This is a genomic window from Streptomyces sp. NPDC046197, assembly GCF_040646295.1.
Taxonomy (GTDB): domain Bacteria; phylum Actinomycetota; class Actinomycetes; order Streptomycetales; family Streptomycetaceae; genus Streptomyces.
Map to the genome: position 1 here is coordinate 55,458 of NZ_JBEYZY010000021.1, position 18,204 is coordinate 73,661.

Annotated in this window: 16 protein-coding genes; 13 read left to right on the plus strand and 3 right to left on the minus strand. The window is 71.7% G+C overall.

Going from position 1 to position 18,204, the window contains the following annotated elements:
- The first annotated feature begins 98 nt into the window (after positions 1-98).
- The 3 genes from AB0A61_RS26795 (at position 99) to AB0A61_RS26805 (ending at position 2,885) form a co-directional block, all read left to right on the plus strand.
- Positions 99-731 carry an alpha-ketoglutarate-dependent dioxygenase AlkB gene (locus tag AB0A61_RS26795; RefSeq protein ID WP_361297222.1) on the plus strand — a complete coding sequence of 211 codons (633 nt, stop codon included), beginning with the start codon at positions 99-101 and terminating at the stop codon, positions 729-731.
- Positions 732-892: 161 nt separating this feature from the next.
- The gene (locus AB0A61_RS26800; protein WP_361297225.1) at positions 893-1,639 is read left to right on the plus strand and encodes an MBL fold metallo-hydrolase; all 747 of its coding nucleotides are present in this window, start codon (positions 893-895) and stop codon (positions 1,637-1,639) included.
- Positions 1,640-1,649: 10 nt separating this feature from the next.
- Complete coding sequence (locus AB0A61_RS26805) at positions 1,650-2,885, plus strand: DUF4032 domain-containing protein (protein ID WP_361297227.1); 1,236 nt, start codon at positions 1,650-1,652, stop codon at positions 2,883-2,885.
- 1 nt (position 2,886) lies between these two features.
- On the opposite strand, the gene AB0A61_RS26810 is transcribed toward AB0A61_RS26805, so the two are convergent.
- The gene (locus tag AB0A61_RS26810; protein WP_361297230.1) at positions 2,887-3,759 is read right to left on the minus strand and encodes a universal stress protein; all 873 of its coding nucleotides are present in this window, start codon (positions 3,757-3,759) and stop codon (positions 2,887-2,889) included.
- 262 nt (positions 3,760-4,021) lie between these two features.
- Between AB0A61_RS26810 and AB0A61_RS26815 the strand changes: the two genes are divergently transcribed.
- The 3 genes from AB0A61_RS26815 to AB0A61_RS26825 are packed head-to-tail and all read left to right on the plus strand — an operon-like array spanning position 4,022 to position 7,511.
- A complete protein-coding gene (locus AB0A61_RS26815; protein ID WP_361297233.1) occupies positions 4,022-5,698 on the plus strand; it encodes an FAD-dependent oxidoreductase in 1,677 nt (558 codons plus the stop codon).
- The gene (locus tag AB0A61_RS26820) at positions 5,695-7,164 is read left to right on the plus strand and encodes an ATP-binding protein (RefSeq protein WP_361297236.1); all 1,470 of its coding nucleotides are present in this window, start codon (positions 5,695-5,697) and stop codon (positions 7,162-7,164) included. The genes AB0A61_RS26815 and AB0A61_RS26820 overlap by 4 nt, the downstream gene beginning before the upstream one ends.
- Positions 7,161-7,511: a UBP-type zinc finger domain-containing protein gene (locus tag AB0A61_RS26825; protein ID WP_361297239.1), complete on the plus strand. Its 351-nt coding sequence runs from the start codon at positions 7,161-7,163 to the stop codon at positions 7,509-7,511. The genes AB0A61_RS26820 and AB0A61_RS26825 overlap by 4 nt, the downstream gene beginning before the upstream one ends.
- Positions 7,512-7,605: 94 nt before the next feature.
- Here AB0A61_RS26825 and AB0A61_RS26830 read toward each other — a convergent pair whose 3' ends face one another.
- On the minus strand, positions 7,606-9,399 hold the full coding sequence (locus AB0A61_RS26830; protein ID WP_361297242.1) for a M4 family metallopeptidase: 1,794 nt from the start codon (positions 9,397-9,399) through the stop codon (positions 7,606-7,608).
- Between the two features lie 313 nt (positions 9,400-9,712).
- On the opposite strand from AB0A61_RS26830, the gene AB0A61_RS26835 reads away from it, so the two are divergent.
- From AB0A61_RS26835 to AB0A61_RS26865, 7 genes are all read left to right on the plus strand, one after another.
- A complete protein-coding gene (locus AB0A61_RS26835; RefSeq protein ID WP_361297245.1) occupies positions 9,713-10,942 on the plus strand; it encodes a serine hydrolase domain-containing protein in 1,230 nt (409 codons plus the stop codon).
- 38 nt (positions 10,943-10,980) lie between these two features.
- Positions 10,981-11,658 (plus strand): AIM24 family protein, encoded by a 678-nt coding sequence (locus AB0A61_RS26840; RefSeq protein ID WP_361297248.1) that lies wholly within the window; start codon positions 10,981-10,983, stop codon positions 11,656-11,658.
- Positions 11,659-11,822: 164 nt separating this feature from the next.
- Entirely contained in the window at positions 11,823-12,914 is a 1,092-nt protein-coding gene (locus AB0A61_RS26845) for a tetratricopeptide repeat protein (protein WP_361297251.1), read from the plus strand.
- A complete protein-coding gene (locus AB0A61_RS26850) occupies positions 12,911-13,948 on the plus strand; it encodes a polyprenyl synthetase family protein (RefSeq protein ID WP_361297254.1) in 1,038 nt (345 codons plus the stop codon). Before AB0A61_RS26845 ends, AB0A61_RS26850 begins: the two co-directional genes overlap by 4 nt.
- Before the next feature lie 453 nt (positions 13,949-14,401).
- Complete coding sequence (locus AB0A61_RS26855; RefSeq protein ID WP_361297257.1) at positions 14,402-16,009, plus strand: serine/threonine-protein kinase; 1,608 nt, start codon at positions 14,402-14,404, stop codon at positions 16,007-16,009.
- 40 nt (positions 16,010-16,049) lie between these two features.
- On the plus strand, positions 16,050-17,021 hold the full coding sequence (locus AB0A61_RS26860; protein WP_361297260.1) for an LLM class F420-dependent oxidoreductase: 972 nt from the start codon (positions 16,050-16,052) through the stop codon (positions 17,019-17,021).
- A 118-nt stretch (positions 17,022-17,139) separates the two neighbouring features.
- Complete coding sequence (locus AB0A61_RS26865) at positions 17,140-17,565, plus strand: SsgA family sporulation/cell division regulator (RefSeq protein ID WP_361297263.1); 426 nt, start codon at positions 17,140-17,142, stop codon at positions 17,563-17,565.
- Between the two features lie 54 nt (positions 17,566-17,619).
- Here the strand turns inward: AB0A61_RS26865 and AB0A61_RS26870 are convergent, their stop codons facing one another.
- Entirely contained in the window at positions 17,620-18,117 is a 498-nt protein-coding gene (locus AB0A61_RS26870) for a DUF6328 family protein (protein WP_361297266.1), read from the minus strand.
- Positions 18,118-18,204: the final 87 nt, after the last annotated feature.

Consider the following 18,204-nt stretch of genomic DNA (forward strand, 5'->3'; position numbering starts at 1 on the left):
TACACGAACGTATCCGATACACAGATGTATCCAACAGGGGTTGCGGACCACGAATATCTAATAGGAACAAGTTTTCGATTCAGGAGTACGCTGGACGCATGACCGCGCACCATCTCCAGGGCTCCCTCTTCGACCAGACCGACGAACTCCGGCTCGGTCCGCTCGACGGGCTGCACCGCACCGAGCTCGGCCTGGGCGCCTGGCTCGACGTGCTGCCGGGCTGGCTGAGCGGTGCCGACGCCCTGTTCGAGCAGCTGGCCGCCGAGGTGCCGTGGCGTGCGGAGCGCCGGAAGATGTACGACAACGTCGTGGCCGTGCCGCGCCTGCTCGCCCACTACGGTGCGGCCGACCCGTTGCCGCAGCCGGTGCTCGTCGAAGCCCGCGAGGCGCTGTCCGCGCACTACGCCGGCGAGCTGGGCGAGCCCTTCACCACGGCCGGGCTGTGCTACTACCGCGACGGCAGGGACAGCGTCGCCTGGCACGGCGACCGGATCGGGCGGGGCGCACGCGAGGACACGATGGTCGCGATCCTCTCGGTGGGCGCACCACGCGACCTGCTGCTTCGGCCGGCCCGGGGCGGCGGGACGACGGTGCGGCGGCCGCTGGGACACGGCGACCTGATCGTGATGGGCGGCTCCTGCCAGCGCACCTGGGAGCACTGCGTTCCCAAGACCGCGCGGGCCACGGGGCCGAGGATCAGCATCCAGTTCCGTCCGGCCGGGGTCCGTTGAGGCGGCGGTCCGGCCGGCCTGCGCGCCGGCTGCCCGCGAGCGGTGTGCACGTCGGCCGTCGCGGGGGACTTCATGGCCACTTCACCTCCCCGCGCTCCGCGGGCCGGGCCGCGTCTGGTTGGCTGTCCCTGTCGGGCAGCCACGTGGATGCGGGGAGATCGATGCGGGCGGACGTTCAGCAAGTGGCCGACGGCACCTACCTGGTGCACGGCAGCAACACCAACTGGGTGATCCTGACGGAAGGGGACGCGGCCACACTGATCGACACCGGCTATCCCGGGGACCGCGGGCAACTGCTGGACTCGCTGGCCGCGGTGGGCACTTCACCCGAGGCGGTGGTGGCCGTGCTGATCACCCACGCCCACAACGACCACCTGGGCTCCGCCGAGTACCTGCGCGGCACCTACGGCACTCCGGTGCACCTGCACGAGGACGAAGTGCCGCACGCCCGAAGGGAGTTCCTGCACCAGGTGTCCGTCGGGCAGGTGCTGCGCAACGGCTGGCGGCCGGGCGTGCTGCCCTGGGTGGTGCATGCGATCCGCTCCGGCGGCACCGAGCAGCACCCGGTCGCCGCACCCGAACCGTTCCCGGCCGAGGGCCCGCTGGATCTGCCCGGACGGCCCGTGCCCGTTCACACGCCGGGCCACACCCTGGGCCACGCCGTCTTCCACCTGCGGGACACCGGAGTGGTGATCTCCGGCGACGCCCTGGTCAGCGGCCACCCCACCTCGCGGATCCAGGGACCGCAGCTGCTGCCGGACATGTTCCACCACGAACGGGCCCAGGCACTGACCTCGCTGGAGGCTCTCGAAGCCCTCGACGGCGACGTGCTGCTGCCCGGTCACGGGCCCGTGCACCGAGGTTCCGTCAAGCAGGCCGCGCAGCGGGCGCGGGAACTCGCGCTCTAGGGTTCCCTCCATGGGCTTGCAGATCAGCGCCACGAACCCGGAACACCCCGCGCTCCTGCTGGAACTGCCGTGGGACCTGCCGCTGGAGCAGTGGCCCGAGGAGTACCTCGTGCCGCTCCCCCGCGGCATCTCCCGGCACGTGGTGCGCTATGCCCGCGCCGGCGACGAGGTGATCGCCGTCAAGGAGCTCGCCGAGCGGCCGGCGCTGCGGGAGTACGAACTGCTGCGCGACCTGGACCGGCTCGGCATTCCCGCGGTGGACGCCCTGGCCGTGGTGACCGGGCGCGCCGACCGGGCCGGCGGACCCCTGGAGCCGGTGCTGATCACCCGGCACCTGGGCGGCTCGATGCCGTACCGCTCGATGTTCGAGACGACGCTGCGCCCGGCCACCATGCACCGCCTGATGGACGCGCTCGCCGTACTGCTGGTGCGGCTGCACCTCACGGGGTTCGCCTGGGGCGACTGCTCGCTGTCCAACACACTCTTCCGGCGCGACGCGGGCGCCTACGCGGCATACCTGGTCGACGCGGAGACCGGCGAGCTGCACCCGCGGCTGAGCAACGGGCAGCGCGAGTACGACCTCGATCTGGCCCGCGTGAACATCAGCGGCGAACTGCTGGACCTGGAGGCCTCCGGTGCGCTGCACCCCTCGGTGGACCCGATCGAGTTCGGCACCGAGATCTGCGCCCGCTACCGGGGCCTGTGGCAGGAACTCACCCGCACGTCCGTGTACCCGGCCGGCAAGTACCACTACATCGAGCGCCGGATACGGCGGCTGAACGACCTCGGCTTCGACGTCGCCGAGATGCAGATCGAGCACTCCTCGACCGGCGACACGGTCACGTTCGTGCCCAAGGTCGTCGACGCCGGCCACCACCAGCGGCAGCTGCTGCGTCTGACCGGCCTGGACACGGAGGAGAACCAGGCGCGGCGGCTGCTCAACGACCTGGAGAGCTGGATCGCCACCCAGGACGACTACGCGCCCGGCGACGATCAGCTCGCCGCCCGCCCGGAGGTGCTCGCCCACCGCTGGGTGCGGGAGGTGTTCCGGCCGACCGTGCGGGCCGTGCCCCGCGAGCTGCGCGGCGCCATGGACCCCGCCGAGCTGTACCACCAGCTCCTCGAACACCGCTGGTACCTGTCCGAGCGGGCGCAGCACGACATAGGCCTGGACACGGCGGTCGAGGACTACGTCAGGAGCATCCTGCCGAAGGCACGCGAGCCGCTGCGGCCGCTGCCGGACTGACTCACGTGTGCGGCACGACGGCCACCGGGCAGGTCGCGTGGTGCAGCATTCCGTGCGCCACCGAGCCGATCCGCGCGCCCACCGCCGTACGGTGGGCGCGGCGCCCCACGACCAGGAGCTGGGCGTGCCCGGCCGACGACAGCAGCACCTGGCCCGCGCTGCCCAGCTCGACGTGCTCGACGACGGGGACGTCCGGGAAGCGTTCCCGCCACGGCTGCACCGCGGCGGCCAGCGCTTTTTTCTCGTACGGCTCCAGGCCCCCGGCCTCGTCCAGCAGCCTGAGCGAGCCGGGACTGTAGGCGAACACCGGCGGCAGACTCCAGGCCCGCACGGCCCGGACGGTGGCGCCCCGGGCGGCCGCCGTCTCGAACGCGAAGCCGAGCACCGCCGCGCTGTCCTCGGGTTCCCCGTGCTGGCCCACGACGATCTCGCGGCCCCCGGCCTCCGCGGCGGGCTCGTCCCCGGCGCGCACCAGGACGACGGGCCGCCCGCTGTCGGCGATCACCTGCTGTCCGACGGAGCCGAGCAGGAAGCCGACCAGCGGTCCCTGGCCACGCGAGCCGAGCACCAGCATCTGCGCGTCCGCCGCTGCGGCGACCAGCACGCCCGCGGCGCCGTCCTCCACGACGTCGGTGGTCACGGCCAGGTCCGGGTGGCGCTCGACGAGGGTGCGCACGGCGCCGGCGATCGCGTCCCGCACCCACTGCTCCTGCGTTTCCCGCTCGCCCACGTCGAACGCGTCGTGCGCCTGGAACCGCCAGGCGTGCACCACGCGCAGCGGCAGCCCGCGGCGCACGGCCTCCCGGCCCGCCCACGCCAGCGCGGCCAGGCTCTCCTCCGATCCGTCCACCCCTGCCGTGATCGGACGCGTCATGCCGTGTGCCTCCCTGTGTCGCCGTCCCGTCCAGTCTTCCCCACAGTTCCTCCACGATCTTCGAGTAGGCCGCCGGCACATGACCTTTGAGCGGGAGCAGGTCACAACGAGTTCTGCGTGCTCCGGTCCCGGCGGACGGACTGAACCCGGGGTCTGCCGCTTACCCCGGCGAAGCCGGACGATCGAACATACGATGGGCGGGAGCCGGCGCGGTGACGACGTGCACCGTGGCGCCGATCCGACCGCTCGGGGTGGGAGACGTATGGCACAGGCCGCGGAGGCAGCGCGGACCGTCATCATGACCGTGGACGACGATCCGGGGGTCTCCCGTGCCGTCGCCCGCGACCTCAGGCGCCGCTACGGCGAGTCGTACCGGATCGTACGCGCGGAGTCCGGTGAGTCGGCCCTGGACGCGCTGCGCGAGCTGAAGCTGCGCGGCGACCTGGTGGCCGTGATCCTGGCCGACTACCGCATGCCCCTGATGAACGGCATCGAGTTCCTGGAACAGGCCCTGGACGTGTATCCGGGCGCGCGGCGGGTGCTGCTGACCGCGTACGCGGACACCAGCGCGGCGATCGACGCGATCAACGTCGTCGACCTGGACCACTACCTGCTCAAGCCGTGGGATCCGCCCGAGGAGAAGCTCTACCCGGTACTGGACGACCTGCTGGACGCCTGGCGGACCAGCGACTACCGCCCGGTGCCCAGCACCAAGGTGGTCGGGCACCGCTGGTCGGCTCGGTCCTCGCAGGTGCGGGAGTTCCTGGCCCGCAACCAGGTGCCCTACCGCTGGTACTCCGCCGACGAGCCGGAGGGCAGGCGGCTGCTGGCGGCCGCCGGGCAGGACGCCCAGCGGCTGCCGCTGGTCGTCACGCCGGACGGCACTCCCCTGATCGAGCCCGAGGCGCCGGAGCTCGCGGCCCGCGTGGGGCTGGCGACGACACCGACGGCCGACTTCTACGACCTCGTCGTGATCGGCGGCGGTCCGGCCGGACTCGGCGCGGCCGTGTACGGGGCCTCCGAGGGACTGCGGACGGTACTCGTGGAACGTTCGGCGACCGGCGGCCAGGCGGGGCAGAGCTCGCGGATCGAGAACTACCTCGGCTTCCCGGACGGCGTCTCGGGCGCCCAGCTGACCGACCGGGCGCGCCGGCAGGCGGCGAAGTTCGGCGCGGAGATCCTCACCGCGCGCGAGGTGACGGGCCTGGAGATCAACGGCGCGGCACGGACCGTGCGGTTCTCGGACGGCTCGGCGGTCGCCGCGCACAGCGTGATCCTCGCGACGGGTGTGTCCTACCGCCAGCTCCTGGCGCCCGGCCTGGAGGACCTGACGGGCTGCGGCGTGTACTACGGCTCGGCTCTCACGGAGGCGCCCGCCTGCCAGGGCCACGACGTGTACGTCGTCGGCGGCGCCAACTCCGCGGGGCAGGCGGCGATGTACCTGTCCCGGGGCGCCAAGTCGGTCACGCTGCTGGTGCGGGGCCCGTCGCTGTCGGCGTCGATGTCGTACTACCTGATCCAGCAGATCTCCGAGACCCACAACATCTCGGTGCGCACCGGCACGGTCGTCGAGGCGGCGCACGGTGCCGGGCACCTGGAGAAGCTGACGCTGCGCGACATGGCGACCGGGCAGAGAGAACTCGTCGACGCGCAGTGGATGTTCGTGTTCATCGGGGCGGCCCCGCTGACCGACTGGCTGGGCGGCACGGTGCTGCGGGACGAGCGCGGGTTCATCCTGGCCGGGCCCGACCTCACCCCCGACGGGCGGCCGCCCGCGGGCTGGGAGCTGGACCGGCCGCCGTACCACCTGGAGACCAACGTGCCCGGCGTGTTCGTGGCGGGCGACGCGCGCGCCGAGTCCGCCAAACGCGTCGCGTCCGCCGTCGGAGAGGGAGCCATGGCCGTGATGCTCGTCCACCGTTATCTGGAGCAGTCGTGAGCGGGCAGCCGGTGCCGTGCAGCCCGCAGGAGATCGCCTCGCTGTTCCTGTTCGAGAAACTCTCGCCGGAGCAGCGGGGGCGGCTGTGCGCCGAGGGGCGGGTGGAGAGGTTCGAGCCCGGTCCGGTGTATGCCGAGGGCGAGCCCGCGACCTGCTTCTACGTGATGATCGAGGGGACGGTCGTGCTCTCCCGGCGCGTGGGCAACGACGACGTGGAGGTCACCCGGACCTCCCAGCGCGGGGTGTACGCGGGCGCCATGCAGGCCTACATCGGCGACCGGGTGCGGCAGGTCTACAACAACTCGATGCGTGTCACCGAGCCCACGCGGTTCTTCGTGCTGCCCGCGGACACGTTCGCGAGCATCATGCAGGAGTGGTTCCCGATGGCGGTGCACCTGCTGGAGGGGCTCTTCTTCGGCTCGAAGAGCATGCAGGCCACGATCGGACAGCGGGAGCGGCTGCTGGCCCTCGGCTCGTTGTCCGCCGGGCTCACCCACGAGCTCAACAACCCCGCGGCCGCGGCCGTACGGGCCACCGCGGCCCTGCGGGAGCGGGTGGTCAAGATGCGGCACAAGCTCGCCGTCATCACCGAGGGATCCTTCTCCCGTGATGCGCTGGCGGGCCTCATCGAGATCCAGGAGCGCACGGCCGAACGGGTCGCCAAGGCCCCGGCGTTGACTCCTCTGGAGGCCACCGACCGGGAGGACGCCCTCACCGGGTGGCTGGAGGACCACGGCATCGACCATGGCTGGCAGCTCGCCCCCACGTTCGTGCAGGGCGGCCTCGACGTGGACTGGCTGGAGCAGGTGGCGGCGGCCGTGGACGAGGAGATCCTGCCGGGGGCCGTGGGGTGGCTCAACTACACGGTGGAGACGGAGCTGCTGATGGACGAGATCGGGGACTCCACCACCCGCATCTCCCACCTCGTCGAGGCCGCCAAGCAGTACTCGCAGCTGGACCGCGCCCCCTACCAGGTCGCCGACGTCCACGAACTCCTGGACAGCACGCTGCTGATGCTGTCGGGCAAGATCGGGCAGCGCATCAAGGTGGTCAAGCAGTACGACCGCACGCTGCCGCGGATCCCGGCCTACCCCGCCGAGCTCAACCAGGTGTGGACCAACCTGATCGACAACGCGGTCGATGCCATCAACGGCGCCGGCGGGGAGGGCACGCTGACCGTGCGCACGGCACGGCACGACGACCGGCTGCTGGTGGAGTTCCGGGACTCCGGCCCCGGCGTGCCGCCGGAGATCCGCGACCGCATCTTCGACCCCTTCTTCACCACCAAGCCGGTCGGCCGGGGCACCGGGCTCGGGCTGGACATCTCCTGGCGGATCGTCGTCAACAAGCACCGCGGCACCCTCCGGGTGGAGTCGGTGCCGGGCGACACCCGCTTCCAGGTCCTCCTCCCGCTCACCGTCACGGACGCCGACGACATCCCGCTCACCTCCGAGGAACCGGCATGACCAGCGACACCGGAATCGACCCCAGCGTCCCGCCCAGCGGCACCGGGTGCGTCGAGTGCGACGCGGCCGGCGGCTGGTGGTTCCATCTGCGCCGCTGCGCGCAGTGCGGCCACATCGGCTGCTGCGACGACTCCCCCGCCAAGCACGCCACGGCGCACTACCGGGCCACCGGACACCCGCTGATCCGCAGCTTCGAACCGGGCGAGGAATGGTTCTGGAACTACGACACGAACGAGCTGTACGGGTCCGGGCCCCAGCTCGCCCCGCCGGTCAGCCACCCGGCGGACCAGCCGGCGCCGGGCCCGGCGGACCGGGTCCCGGCCAACTGGGCGGACACACTGGGCTGAGCACGGGGCGCCGAGCGCCCGAGCGGCCGGAGGCGGACGTGAAAGGTGCCCCGCACAGGGCGGGGCACCTTCGGTCACCGTCGGCCGGCTGCGGTCAGTGCCGGGGGGCCGGGGTGTTGGCCGCGGTGACGTTGACCGCGGCCCAGGCCCGGTCCACCGTCTTGTACTCGGTGCTGCCGGCGCCGTACAGGTCCTTGGCCGCCTTCAGCGTCGCGATGCGCGCGCTGTGGAAGTCGGTCGAGGAGACCATGTAGCGGGTCAGCGCCCGGTAGAAGATCGCCGTGGCCTTGGTCCGGCCGATGCCCTTCACCGTCAGCCCGTGGTAGGTGGGCGAGTCGTAGGTGAAGCCGCCGATCGTCTTGCGGCCGCTGCCCTCGGCGAGCAGGTAGTACGCGTGCGAGGAGACGCCGGAGCCGGCGTGGACCTCGGTGTAGTACGCCGAGGGCGACCAGTAGTCAATCGTGTGCTCGAGCTTGTCGAGCGACGGGTGGTCGAGGCGGCGCAGGAACTTCTGTGCCAGTCCCAGCTTCTCGCCGAGGAGGTAGTTCGGCGGGTTCTTGGGGTTGTTGGCGAAGAACTCGACGTTGGAGCCGAAGATGTCGGCCAGCGACTCGTTCAGCGCCCCCGGCTCGCCGTACTGGTTGCCGTCGGAGTCCACGTAGGTGGGCTCCAGCTTGGCGGTGGCGTCCACCACGCCGTGGGTGAGCTCGTGGCCGGTGACGTCGAGGACGACCAGCGGCTTCTTGAACTGCTGCCCGTCACCGTCGCCGTACAGCATGCAGTTGCACGTCGGGTCCCAGAACGCGTTGGGGACCTTCTTCCCGAAGTGGACCATCGCCTGGGCACCCTTGCTGTTGTTGGCGATGCCCTTGCGCCCGAAGGTCTTCTGGTAGAAGTCCAGGGTCTTGGTGACGCCGTACTGCGCGTCGACGGCTGCGCTGACGCGGCTGGAGACCGCGCCGTTGCCCCACTTGTTCGTCGTGCTGGTGAACTTCGTACCCCGCGCGAAGTTCTCCAGCAGCTGGTTCTTGGCGTCCCGCGTCTCCGTGCCGTAGCGGCTCGGGTCCTTCAGCAGGAAGCCGGCGCGGGCGGTCTGAGTGGTGGTCAGCGGGACCGTACCCAGGAAGAGGGAGGAGCCGGTGCCCGTGGCGGTCCTCGGGTAGCTGACGGCTCCGGCCGCGGGGGTCGCGCCGAGGGCGGACAGCGGGGCGTTGCCGGTGGCGGGATCGAGCGTCTCGCCGCGCTCGCGCAGGGTGTCGAGCAGCTTGGGCGAGAGGAACTCGTCGCTGTCGGGCGTGTTGCTGCGCACCTTGCCGGTGACGGCGTCGACGACGACGGTGCGGGATCCGGCGTCCTCGCTGGTGGCGCTGCCGGTCACCCGCACCTGGTAGGCGAGGGCGGAGGCGCCGTCGCGGGCGTCCACCACGAGCTGGGCACCGCTCGCGTCACCCTTGGCGACGGAGGCGGCCTTGGCCTCCGCCTGCTCGGGCGTCAGTTTGGCGTCCGTGGTGGCGGGCTCGACGTCCTTGCCGGCGGCACGGGTGACGCCGGTGTACGTCAGGTTCCGGTCGAGGTGGACGACGAGGTCGCCGCCGAGGACCGGCATGCCCTGGTGGGTCCGGATGAAGCGGACGTGGCGCGCACCCTCGGGGTCGAGCATCACGTCCTGGGCCCGCAGGTCGTCTCCCCGGGTGACGCCGGTCGCCGACGCGTGGGCGAAGGCGGCGGCGCGGGCGGCATCCACCACGGAAGTGGCGGAGGTGCCGGCGGACGCCACGGCGTGGTCCGCCCCCGCGCGGGGAGCGGCCAGCGCCGTGCCGGCCAGGCCCGTGGCGGCCGTCGTCACCGCGACGGCGACCGCCACGCTGCGTATGTGGGGTCTACGCACTCTTGAGGGTTCCTTCGTTCGAAAGGGGGGCCGGAATCACGACCGCCCCCGAGACACGGCGCGGCTGGGCGCCATGGGGGCTGGTCGGGCCCCGGATGGAACCCTTATGGATCAGTCATGTCCATGTAAAGCAAGAATGCCGCATTCCATGCACTTCATGGCAATCCTTTGCCAATCCACCCCACTCAGTGATCGAAGGGCGACCAACTGTGTGTCGCCTGTGGAGATGTGACGGAGTGCGAGATGGTTGCGTCGCACAAATGTGACCGATCTCGCACGGACAACGCGCGGGCGGAGACGGGAGAGGAAACGTATGGCCTCACGAACGGTGTGCAGGGGTGCGGTGCTCGGATCGCTGGTGCTGGCCCTCCTGGCGGGGCCGGCCCACGCGCTGGACCGCCGGCCGGACCCGGCGGCGTCCACCGCGCTGCCGGTGCCGGACACGGCGGGTCTGAGCCGCGTTCTGCGCATGGCACTGACCCAGGGGGCCCCGGGCGCGATGGCGCGCATCGACGACCACCGCACGGTCTTCAACGACCACGCCACGGTCTACCGGGCCACGGAAGGGGTCGCCGACCGCAGGACCGCGGACGCGATGGACACGGCCGACCGCTTCCGCATCGGCAGCGTCACCAAGACCTTCTCCGCCGTCGTCCTGCTGCAACTGGCCGCCGAAGGCAGGCTGAGCCTCGACACCTCCGTCAACCACTACCTGCCGGGCCTGCTGCCCGACAACCGGATCACGGTCCGGCACATCCTCAGCCACCGCAGCGGGCTGTACGACTACGCCAACGACATGTTCGCCAAGACCGTCTCCGGCTTCGAGGCCGTACGCACCAAGGTCTTCACCTACCGCCAGCTGGTGGCCCGCTCCCTGCAGCATCCGCGCACCCACGCGCCCGGCGCCGTCTACGCCTACTCCAACACCAACTTCGTGGTCGCCGGCATGCTCGTCGAGAAGCTGACGGGCCACTCGGTGCGGACCGAGTACCAGAACCGCATCATCAGACCCCTGAAGCTGGCCGACACCTTCTACGTCCATCCGGACACGAAGATCCCGGGCCGGCACGCGCACGGCTATCTCACTCCGGACCAGGCGGGCGCCGCTCTGGTGGACGCGACCGACCAGACGGTGTCCTGGGCGCAGAGCGCCGGCGCCCTCATCTCCAGCACGCGCGACCTGAACACCTTCCTCTCCGCGCTCCTCGGCGGACGGCTGCTGCCGGCCGCGCAGCTGGCCCAGATGGAGCGCTGGATCCCGGCCGGCACGGCCCAGGCGTACGGCCTCGGCCTGCGCCGCCGCGACCTGTCGTGCGGGGTGTCGGTGTACGGGCACACGGGCGCCGTCCAGGGCTACTACACCTACGCGTTCACGAGCAAGGACGGCCGGCGCAGCCTCACCGCGCTCGCCAACACCTCCAACAACACCAACGTGCACCTGACGATGCTGCGGGCGCTGGAGTCGGCGTTCTGCGGCAAGCAGGCGAAGGTGCGCAGCGCGATCCCGTTCACCGACGACATGGAGAACGATCTCTCTCTGTGATCTTGGCGGAAGGAGTCGCTCCGGGCCAGGATGCCCGCATGAAGGGTGATCTCTTTTCCAGTCAGCACGTGGTGCAGCCCGCGACCGCGCCGGGCATGTCCGTCGAGAACGCCAAGTGCCTGAAGTACACGGTGAACGGCGAGATGTTCGCCCGTCAGGGCTCGATGGTCGCCCACCGCGGCGACCTGAGGTTCGAGCGCAAGGGGCAGGGCGTGGGCGGCATGCTCAAACGTGCGGTCACCGGAGAGGGGCTGCCCCTGATGGCCGTGCGCGGACAGGGCGAGGCCTGGTTCGCGCACGAGGCCCAGAACTGCTTCGTCGTCGAGGTCGACTCCGGCGAGGAGTTCACCGTCAACGGCCGCAACGTCCTGTGCTTCGACGCTTCGCTGGTGTACCGGATCAAGGCGGTGAAGGGTTCGGGCGTCGCGGGCGGCGGCCTGTTCAACAGCGTGTTCACCGGGCACGGCCGGCTGGGCCTGGTGTGCGAGGGCAACCCGCTGGTGATACCGGTGTCACCGCAGCAACCGGTGTACGTCGACACGGACGCGGTCGTCGGCTGGACGGCCCACCTCCAGACGTCGCTGCACCGTTCGCAGTCCCTGGGCTCGATGCTGCGCGGCGGCTCCGGCGAGGCCGTGCAGCTGATGCTGCAGGGCGAGGGCCATGTCGTCGTACGGCCCAGCGAGACGACACCGCAGAAATCCCAGCAGCGCTGAAGGAGTTGGGCCCCGCACAGTGATGTGCGCCGCACAGGCAACCCCGTCGCCGGTACCCGCGTCTTGATCGACAACAGCAGTTGAGCCCTGACCCCTTCGGACCAGGGCTGATTTCCGACGCACTATACACAATATGTATACACGCCGTGTATAGAAAGGTGCACATGTACGGCAAGGCATTCGCCCCGGAGTACCAGGGCGCCCTCACCTCCCTGTCCGTGAACTCCTCCCTGACCGACGTCCTGGCCGCCGGGAGAGAGCAGTTGGCCGCCGCCGAGCGGGCCGGACGGCAGGGCGAGGCGGCGCGTTCCGGCCTGGCGGTGGCGGAGGCGCACCGCCGGCTCGGCCAGGTGCGGGAGGCGGACCGGGCCTGGAAGGCGAGCTACCGGGCCGCCCGGGAGGCCGGGGACACGGCCGCGATGGCCTGGGCGCTGTGGAGCGGCGGCACCCTGGCCCGCCAGCGCGGGGCCTTCGCGCTGGCCTGGCGGCTGCTCGGTCTCGCGGCCGAACTCGGCGAACGCGGCGGGGACATCGTGGTCCGCGGCTACTCGCTGGCCGGACTCGCCGAGACCGGTCGCATCCAGGGCGACTACGAGGCCGTCGGCCGGCTGCACGAGCAGTTGCTGGCCGAGGCCCGCAAGCGCGGCGAGGCACGGCACACGGTGTGGGCGCTGGAGGGCATCGCGCAGATGCACCGCAACACCGGGTCGTACGACACCGCGTACGCCATGTTCGAGGAGGCCGCCGAGATAGCCGCACGCGCCGACGACCGGCGCGGCCACGCCTGGGCGCTGCGCGGGCTCGCCGACATCGTGTCCGTGCGTGACGGGGACACCGGGCGGGCCCTCGCCCTGCTCTCCGAGGCGGAGGCGGCCTGCCGGGCCATGAACCTCTCCAGCGCGCTGGCGTACAACCACAAGATGCGCGGCAACGTCCTCTACCGCGCCGGGCGGTACGCCGAGGCGAGGAAGATGTACGAGCAGGCGCTCGGGGAGTTCCGCGCCATCGGCGAGCCGCGCGGTGAGGCGCTCTGCCGCCTCGGCCTCGCCAAGTCCCTGGCCCGGCTGGGCCGCGACCGCGCCGAGACCGCCTCCGAACTGGCCGACCTGGCCCGTACGGTGGACCGTATCGGCCTGCGGCACGCGCGGGAGATGGTGGCGCGGGCGCAGGAGGAGTTCGGCGTCGCGGCAGCGAGGACGGACCACGACGGTCCCTGCGACGCCGGCCCGGCGTGCCACGCGGAGGTCGTGCGATGACGGCGCTGCCCCCGGCGTTCCCGGTGGCGGTCGCCACGCCCGAAGTCCTCGACCGCTGCCGGGCGTTGGTGCGGCCCGCGCTCGAGGAGGCCGTGGGGCGGCTGCACCCGTGGGTGGGTGAGATGGCCGCATACGCCTTCGGCTGGTGCGAGGTCGGCGGGGCACTCACCGCCGCACCGGGCGGCAAGGGCGTACGACAGGCGCTCGCGGTGCTCGGGGCCGAGGCGGCCGGGGCACCCGGCCGGGCCGGGGTCTGTGCGGCGGTGGCCGTCGAGCTCGTGCACACCTTCTCGTTGCTGCACGACGACATCATGGACGGGGACGCGACGCGGCGCCGCCGCCCCACCGTGTGGAAGGCGTACGGCACCGGTCCGGCCGTCCTCGCGGGCGACGCCCTGTTCGCGCTGGCCGTCGAGACGCTGGCCGCGGCCCCCGGCGGGGCGGGCGGCCTGCGTGTGCTCTCCGCCGCGCTCGCCGACCTGGTGCGCGGACAGGCCGACGACCTGTTGTTCTCCTCCCGGCCCTGGACGGGGCCGGAGCGGGTGCGGCCGGAGGAGTACGGGGCGATGGCGGAGCACAAGACCGGCGCGCTGCTGGGCTGCGCGGCCGCGCTGGGCGCCCTGCTTGGCGGGGCGCCACCGGTGACGGCCGAGGCGCTGGACCGGGCCGGCCGGCATCTGGGGATCGCCTTCCAGGTGGTGGACGACGTCCTCGGCCTGTGGGGCGACCCGGCCGTCACGGGCAAGCCGGTCCACGCCGATCTGCGCGAACGCAAGAAGACGTTCCCGGTCCTGGCCGCGCTCGACGCGTCCGGTCCGGCGGCCCGGCGCCTTGGCGTACTCCTGGAGTCGGACGGTGACGCGGCCGAGGCGGCCGGGCTGATCGAGGCGGCCGGTGGCCGCGCGTCGGCACTGGCCGAGGCCCGTCGGCATGTCGCCGCCGCGCAGGCGGCGCTGGCCGGCGTGCCACTGGAGGCGACGGCCGCCGCGGAGTTGCGGGCGCTGCCGGACTTCCTCCTCGGCCGCGACCTCTGACGCGACGACCGCCGGCATCGCGTCCTGGGCGCAGCGCTTCGGGCTGCGCCCAGGCGCCGTCGGAAAGGCGCCGTTTCGGTGCCGCCGGGATCGAATTCGGCCGACGCTCGGGTTTACCGATGGTTACCACAGGTCGGAGCTGGTGCATTCGGTCGGCGGATTCCATGGCGGAAAAGGGGTGTGCGCAGGGTTCGGGCGGAAACGGAACTACTTCGGAACTACTCAGCTCCCGTCCGGTCAGGTCGTTCCGCCGCCCGAGCAGCACGCTTGGCAGGGCGCAGGCGAGACCTCCGATCCCCCGCACCGCATTGAGCGGGTTTCTTCGCACACGCGCTCGCAACTGTTGAATAAAAGGCAAGAACAGGCGACGGATTGCGGATCCTTTGAACGCACCCGCTCTTCGCCGTCGTACCACTGGGAAAGGTGAGAACCGGCGGTTCAGCGAGGGATGACATGGTCAAGGGGCACGTCTCCACACACGAGTTGGTCGCCGGGCGGTACCGGCTTCTCGACGTCGTGCACCGCGAAACCAACCACGTCTGCTGGTACGGCGAGGACATCGAGGCGGAGCGCCCCCGCCTGCTGACGCAGACCGTCCTCCCGGCCGACGCCGCGGAGGACGGCGCGCGCCGGATCCCCGCCCGCATCATGCGCACCACGGAGACCATGGGACTGCTGCGGCCCGGCCGGGTCGCCAAGGTCGTCGACGCCGTCGTGGAGGCGGGGACGCTGTGGACGGTCACCGAGTGGATCGACGGTACGCCGCTCGGCGAACTCCTCTCCCAGGAAGGCCCGTTCAACTACGTGCGGACAGCCCGGATCGGGCTCGACCTGCTCGACGTGCTGGAGGCGGCGCACACCGAGGGCGTCACCCACGGCGAACTCAGCCCCGGGCAGGTCTTCGTACGGGATCAGGGCGGTGTGGTGGTGAGCGGTTTCGGACTGGCGGGCACGACGCTCGCGCCCCGGATCACCGCGTTCTCGTACGCCTCTCCCGAGCAGGCCCGCAACGAGCGCATCGGGCCGGCGGCCGATCTGTGGGCTCTCGGCGCGATCCTGTACGGCATGGTCGAGGGGCGCCCGCCGTTCCGCGAGCGGGGCCGGCCCGAGGTCACCATGAAGGCCGTGGACCGGCTGCCCCTGCGCTCCCCGCTGCGCGCCGGACCGCTCACCCAGGCCGTACAGGGACTGCTGCGCAAGGACTCGCGGGAGCGGCTGACCCGCCCCGTGGTCCGTGAGGCCCTCACCCGTGTCCTCAACGAGGACCCGGACACCCTCGCGACGAACGCCTCCCGGCCCCGGCTGCGCGGTGCCTGTGCCGCTGCCTGCCGGGCCGGCCGGGCCTGGAGCAGACGCACCCTGGTCGCGGGCACGACCCTCGCGGTGGTCACCGTCGCGGTCGCCATCCTGGTGGCGACCCACCAACTCCCCGGCACCGGCACCGCGACCTCCGATACGGACAGGGCGGCACCGTCGTCCGGTACCGCTGAGCATTCCCCCGCCCCGGCCACCGGCCGCACCGGTGCGGGCACATCGCGACCGCCCAAGAAACCGCCCACGACACCGCCTCCGTCCCCCTCCGCCCCGGCGACGGGGCTACCGGCCGGCTTCCGCCGCCTCGACGCCCCGGAGGGCTTCTCCGTCGCCCTTCCCGCGAACTGGAAGCGGCTGCGCACCACGCGTGCCGCCCCGGCGTACCGGGTCGTCTTCGGCGCGACCGGCGATCCCCGCACGCTGGCCGTCACCTACAGTGAACGCGTCGGCCCGGACCCGGTCGCCGTGTGGCGCGACGACGTCGAGCCGGACCTCGAGCGGACCACCGGGTACCAGCGCATCGGCGAGATCCGGGCGACGACCTACCAGGGACACAGGGCCGCCGACATGGAGTGGCTGTCCGGCACGGGGGCCGACCGCGTGCACACCTTCGGCCGTGGCTTCCTCCTCGGTGACCACCGCGGCTTCTCGCTGCGCTGGACGACCCCGGCCGCGGACTTCGACACACCCGGCAACCGGCAGGCCCTCGACGTCTTCCTGCGGTCCTTCCGGCCCGCTTCGGGGTGATCCGCCGTTTTCGTGCAGCTCGTCCGGGGACTCGGCCGTCATGGTGCGAATCGGATACACGATGATGACCGAGCAGGCCGGCCCCCGGGAGCTGGTCGACCACGTGGTGCGGGCCGAGGAGAGCGGGTTCGACTTCTCCGTGACCTCCGACCACTACTTTCCGTGGCTGCGCTCCCAGGGGCACTCGCCGTACGCGTGGGCCGTCCTCGGCGCCGCAGCCCAGGCCACCTCGCGCATTCCGCTGATGACGTACGTGACCTGTCCGACCTTCCGCTACCACCCGGCGGTCGTGGCACAGAAGGCGGCGACGATGCAGCTGCTGTCGCAGGGCAGGTTCCGGCTGGGCCTCGGCGCGGGCGAGAACCTCAACGAGCACGTCGTCGGGGGCGGCTGGCCCGCCGTCGACGTACGCCACGACATGCTCGAGGAAGCCGTCGGGATCATCCGCGCCCTGTTCAAGGGCGGCCATGTCAGCCACCACGGCGCCCACTTCGACGTGGAGTCGGCGCGGCTGTGGGACCTGCCGGACGAGCCGCCGCCCATCGGCATCGCCGTCTCCGGTGAACAGTCCTGCAGGCTCGCGGGCCATCTCGCCGACCTGGTCATCGCCACCGAACCCAAGGCCGGCCTGCTGGAGGCCTTCGACCGGCACGGCGGCGCGGGCAAACCGCGCATCGGCCAGTTGCCGGTCTGCTACGGCCCCGACCACGACGCGGCGGTGAAGCGGGCGCACGCGCAGTTCCGCTGGTTCGGCAGTGGCTGGAAGGTCAACTCCGAGCTCCCGCACCCGGACGCGTTCGAGTCGGCCACCCAGTTCGTCACGCCGGACGACGTCGCCGATTCGATTCCGTGCGGCGACGATCCGGAGGCCTTCGTGGAGGCCGTACGCCCCTACGCCGAGGCGGGGTTCACCGAGATCGCCCTCGTGCAGATCGGCGGCGAGTCGCAGGACGCCTACCTGGACTGGTCGGTGAAAACCCTGCTGCCCGCCCTGCACGACGCCCTGGACTGACCGGGCGCGCCGACCGGACCCGGGCCGCTCGGGACGGAGAATCACCCGAACGCCTGAGCATCTTGAGCGTGGACGGGGTACTAGAGGGCTCTACGTCCTGATCCCGGAGGCCCCTGCCGTGAACTCCTTCGTCCACAAGACCCTCGTCGTGCAGCTCCAGGCGGGTGCCGCGGACCGCTTTCCCGTGCTGGCACACCTCAGTTACGACGCCGACGACCCGTTCGCCGTCACGGTCGTCTTCAGCCACGACGGCCGGGTGCTCGCCCGGTGGACGCTGGACCGGGAGATGCTCGGCGACGGACTGTCGCGACCGGTGGGCGTCGGCGACGTCCGCTTCCGCCCGGTGTCGACCGGCCCGTGGGACGAGCTGTGCATGGAGTTCTACGGCGACGCCCACCCCGACGGCGGCCGGCACCACGCGGTGGTGTTCGTGTGGGCCACCGCGGTCGCGGCCTTCCTGCGCGAGACACACGACCTCGTGGCCCCGGGCCAGGAGGAGATCGGGGTCGACGACTTCCTGGCGGAGGTCATCGCGGGGAGCTGACCCCACGATGACCGAGCCGCACGATGACCGAGCCGCCGTACGCCTGCCCCGGCCTCACCGGGACGTGTACCGGTGCCGGGTCCACAGGGGCAGCACGAACCAGCACAGCGTGTACCAGACCACGACGACCGCGGCCAGCCAGGGGACGTAGCCGCCGTGCGTGGCGACGCGCAGGATCAGGACCAGCGCGGCGGTCGTCGTGACGAGCAGCAGGACGAGCCCGACGAAGGTCAGCCGGGAGGCCCACCGCACGGTCTGCGGCTTCACCCGGCGGCCGGCGACCAGGCGGTGCAGGGACACCGGGCCGATCAGTGCTCCGGTCGCCGAGGCTCCCAGGATGACCGTGATGATGTAGAGGACCTGGTCAGCGTGCGGCAGCCGGTCGTACTTCGGCTGGAACACCACGGTGAGCAGGAAGCCGAAGAGGATCTGCACGCCCGTCTGCGCCACCCGGACCTCCTGGATGAGCTCGGTCCACATGCGGTCCGCGCGTTCCTCCTCGGACTCGTCGCGTCCCCGGCGCCTGTCCACGCCGTCGCCTTTGCCCGTCACGCCGCCCTCCCTGTGCCACGACTCGGCTCCCTGGTCATCACCAGTTCCCCGGGAAGCGGGAATCGTGCCCGTTCAAGCGGCGGTTTG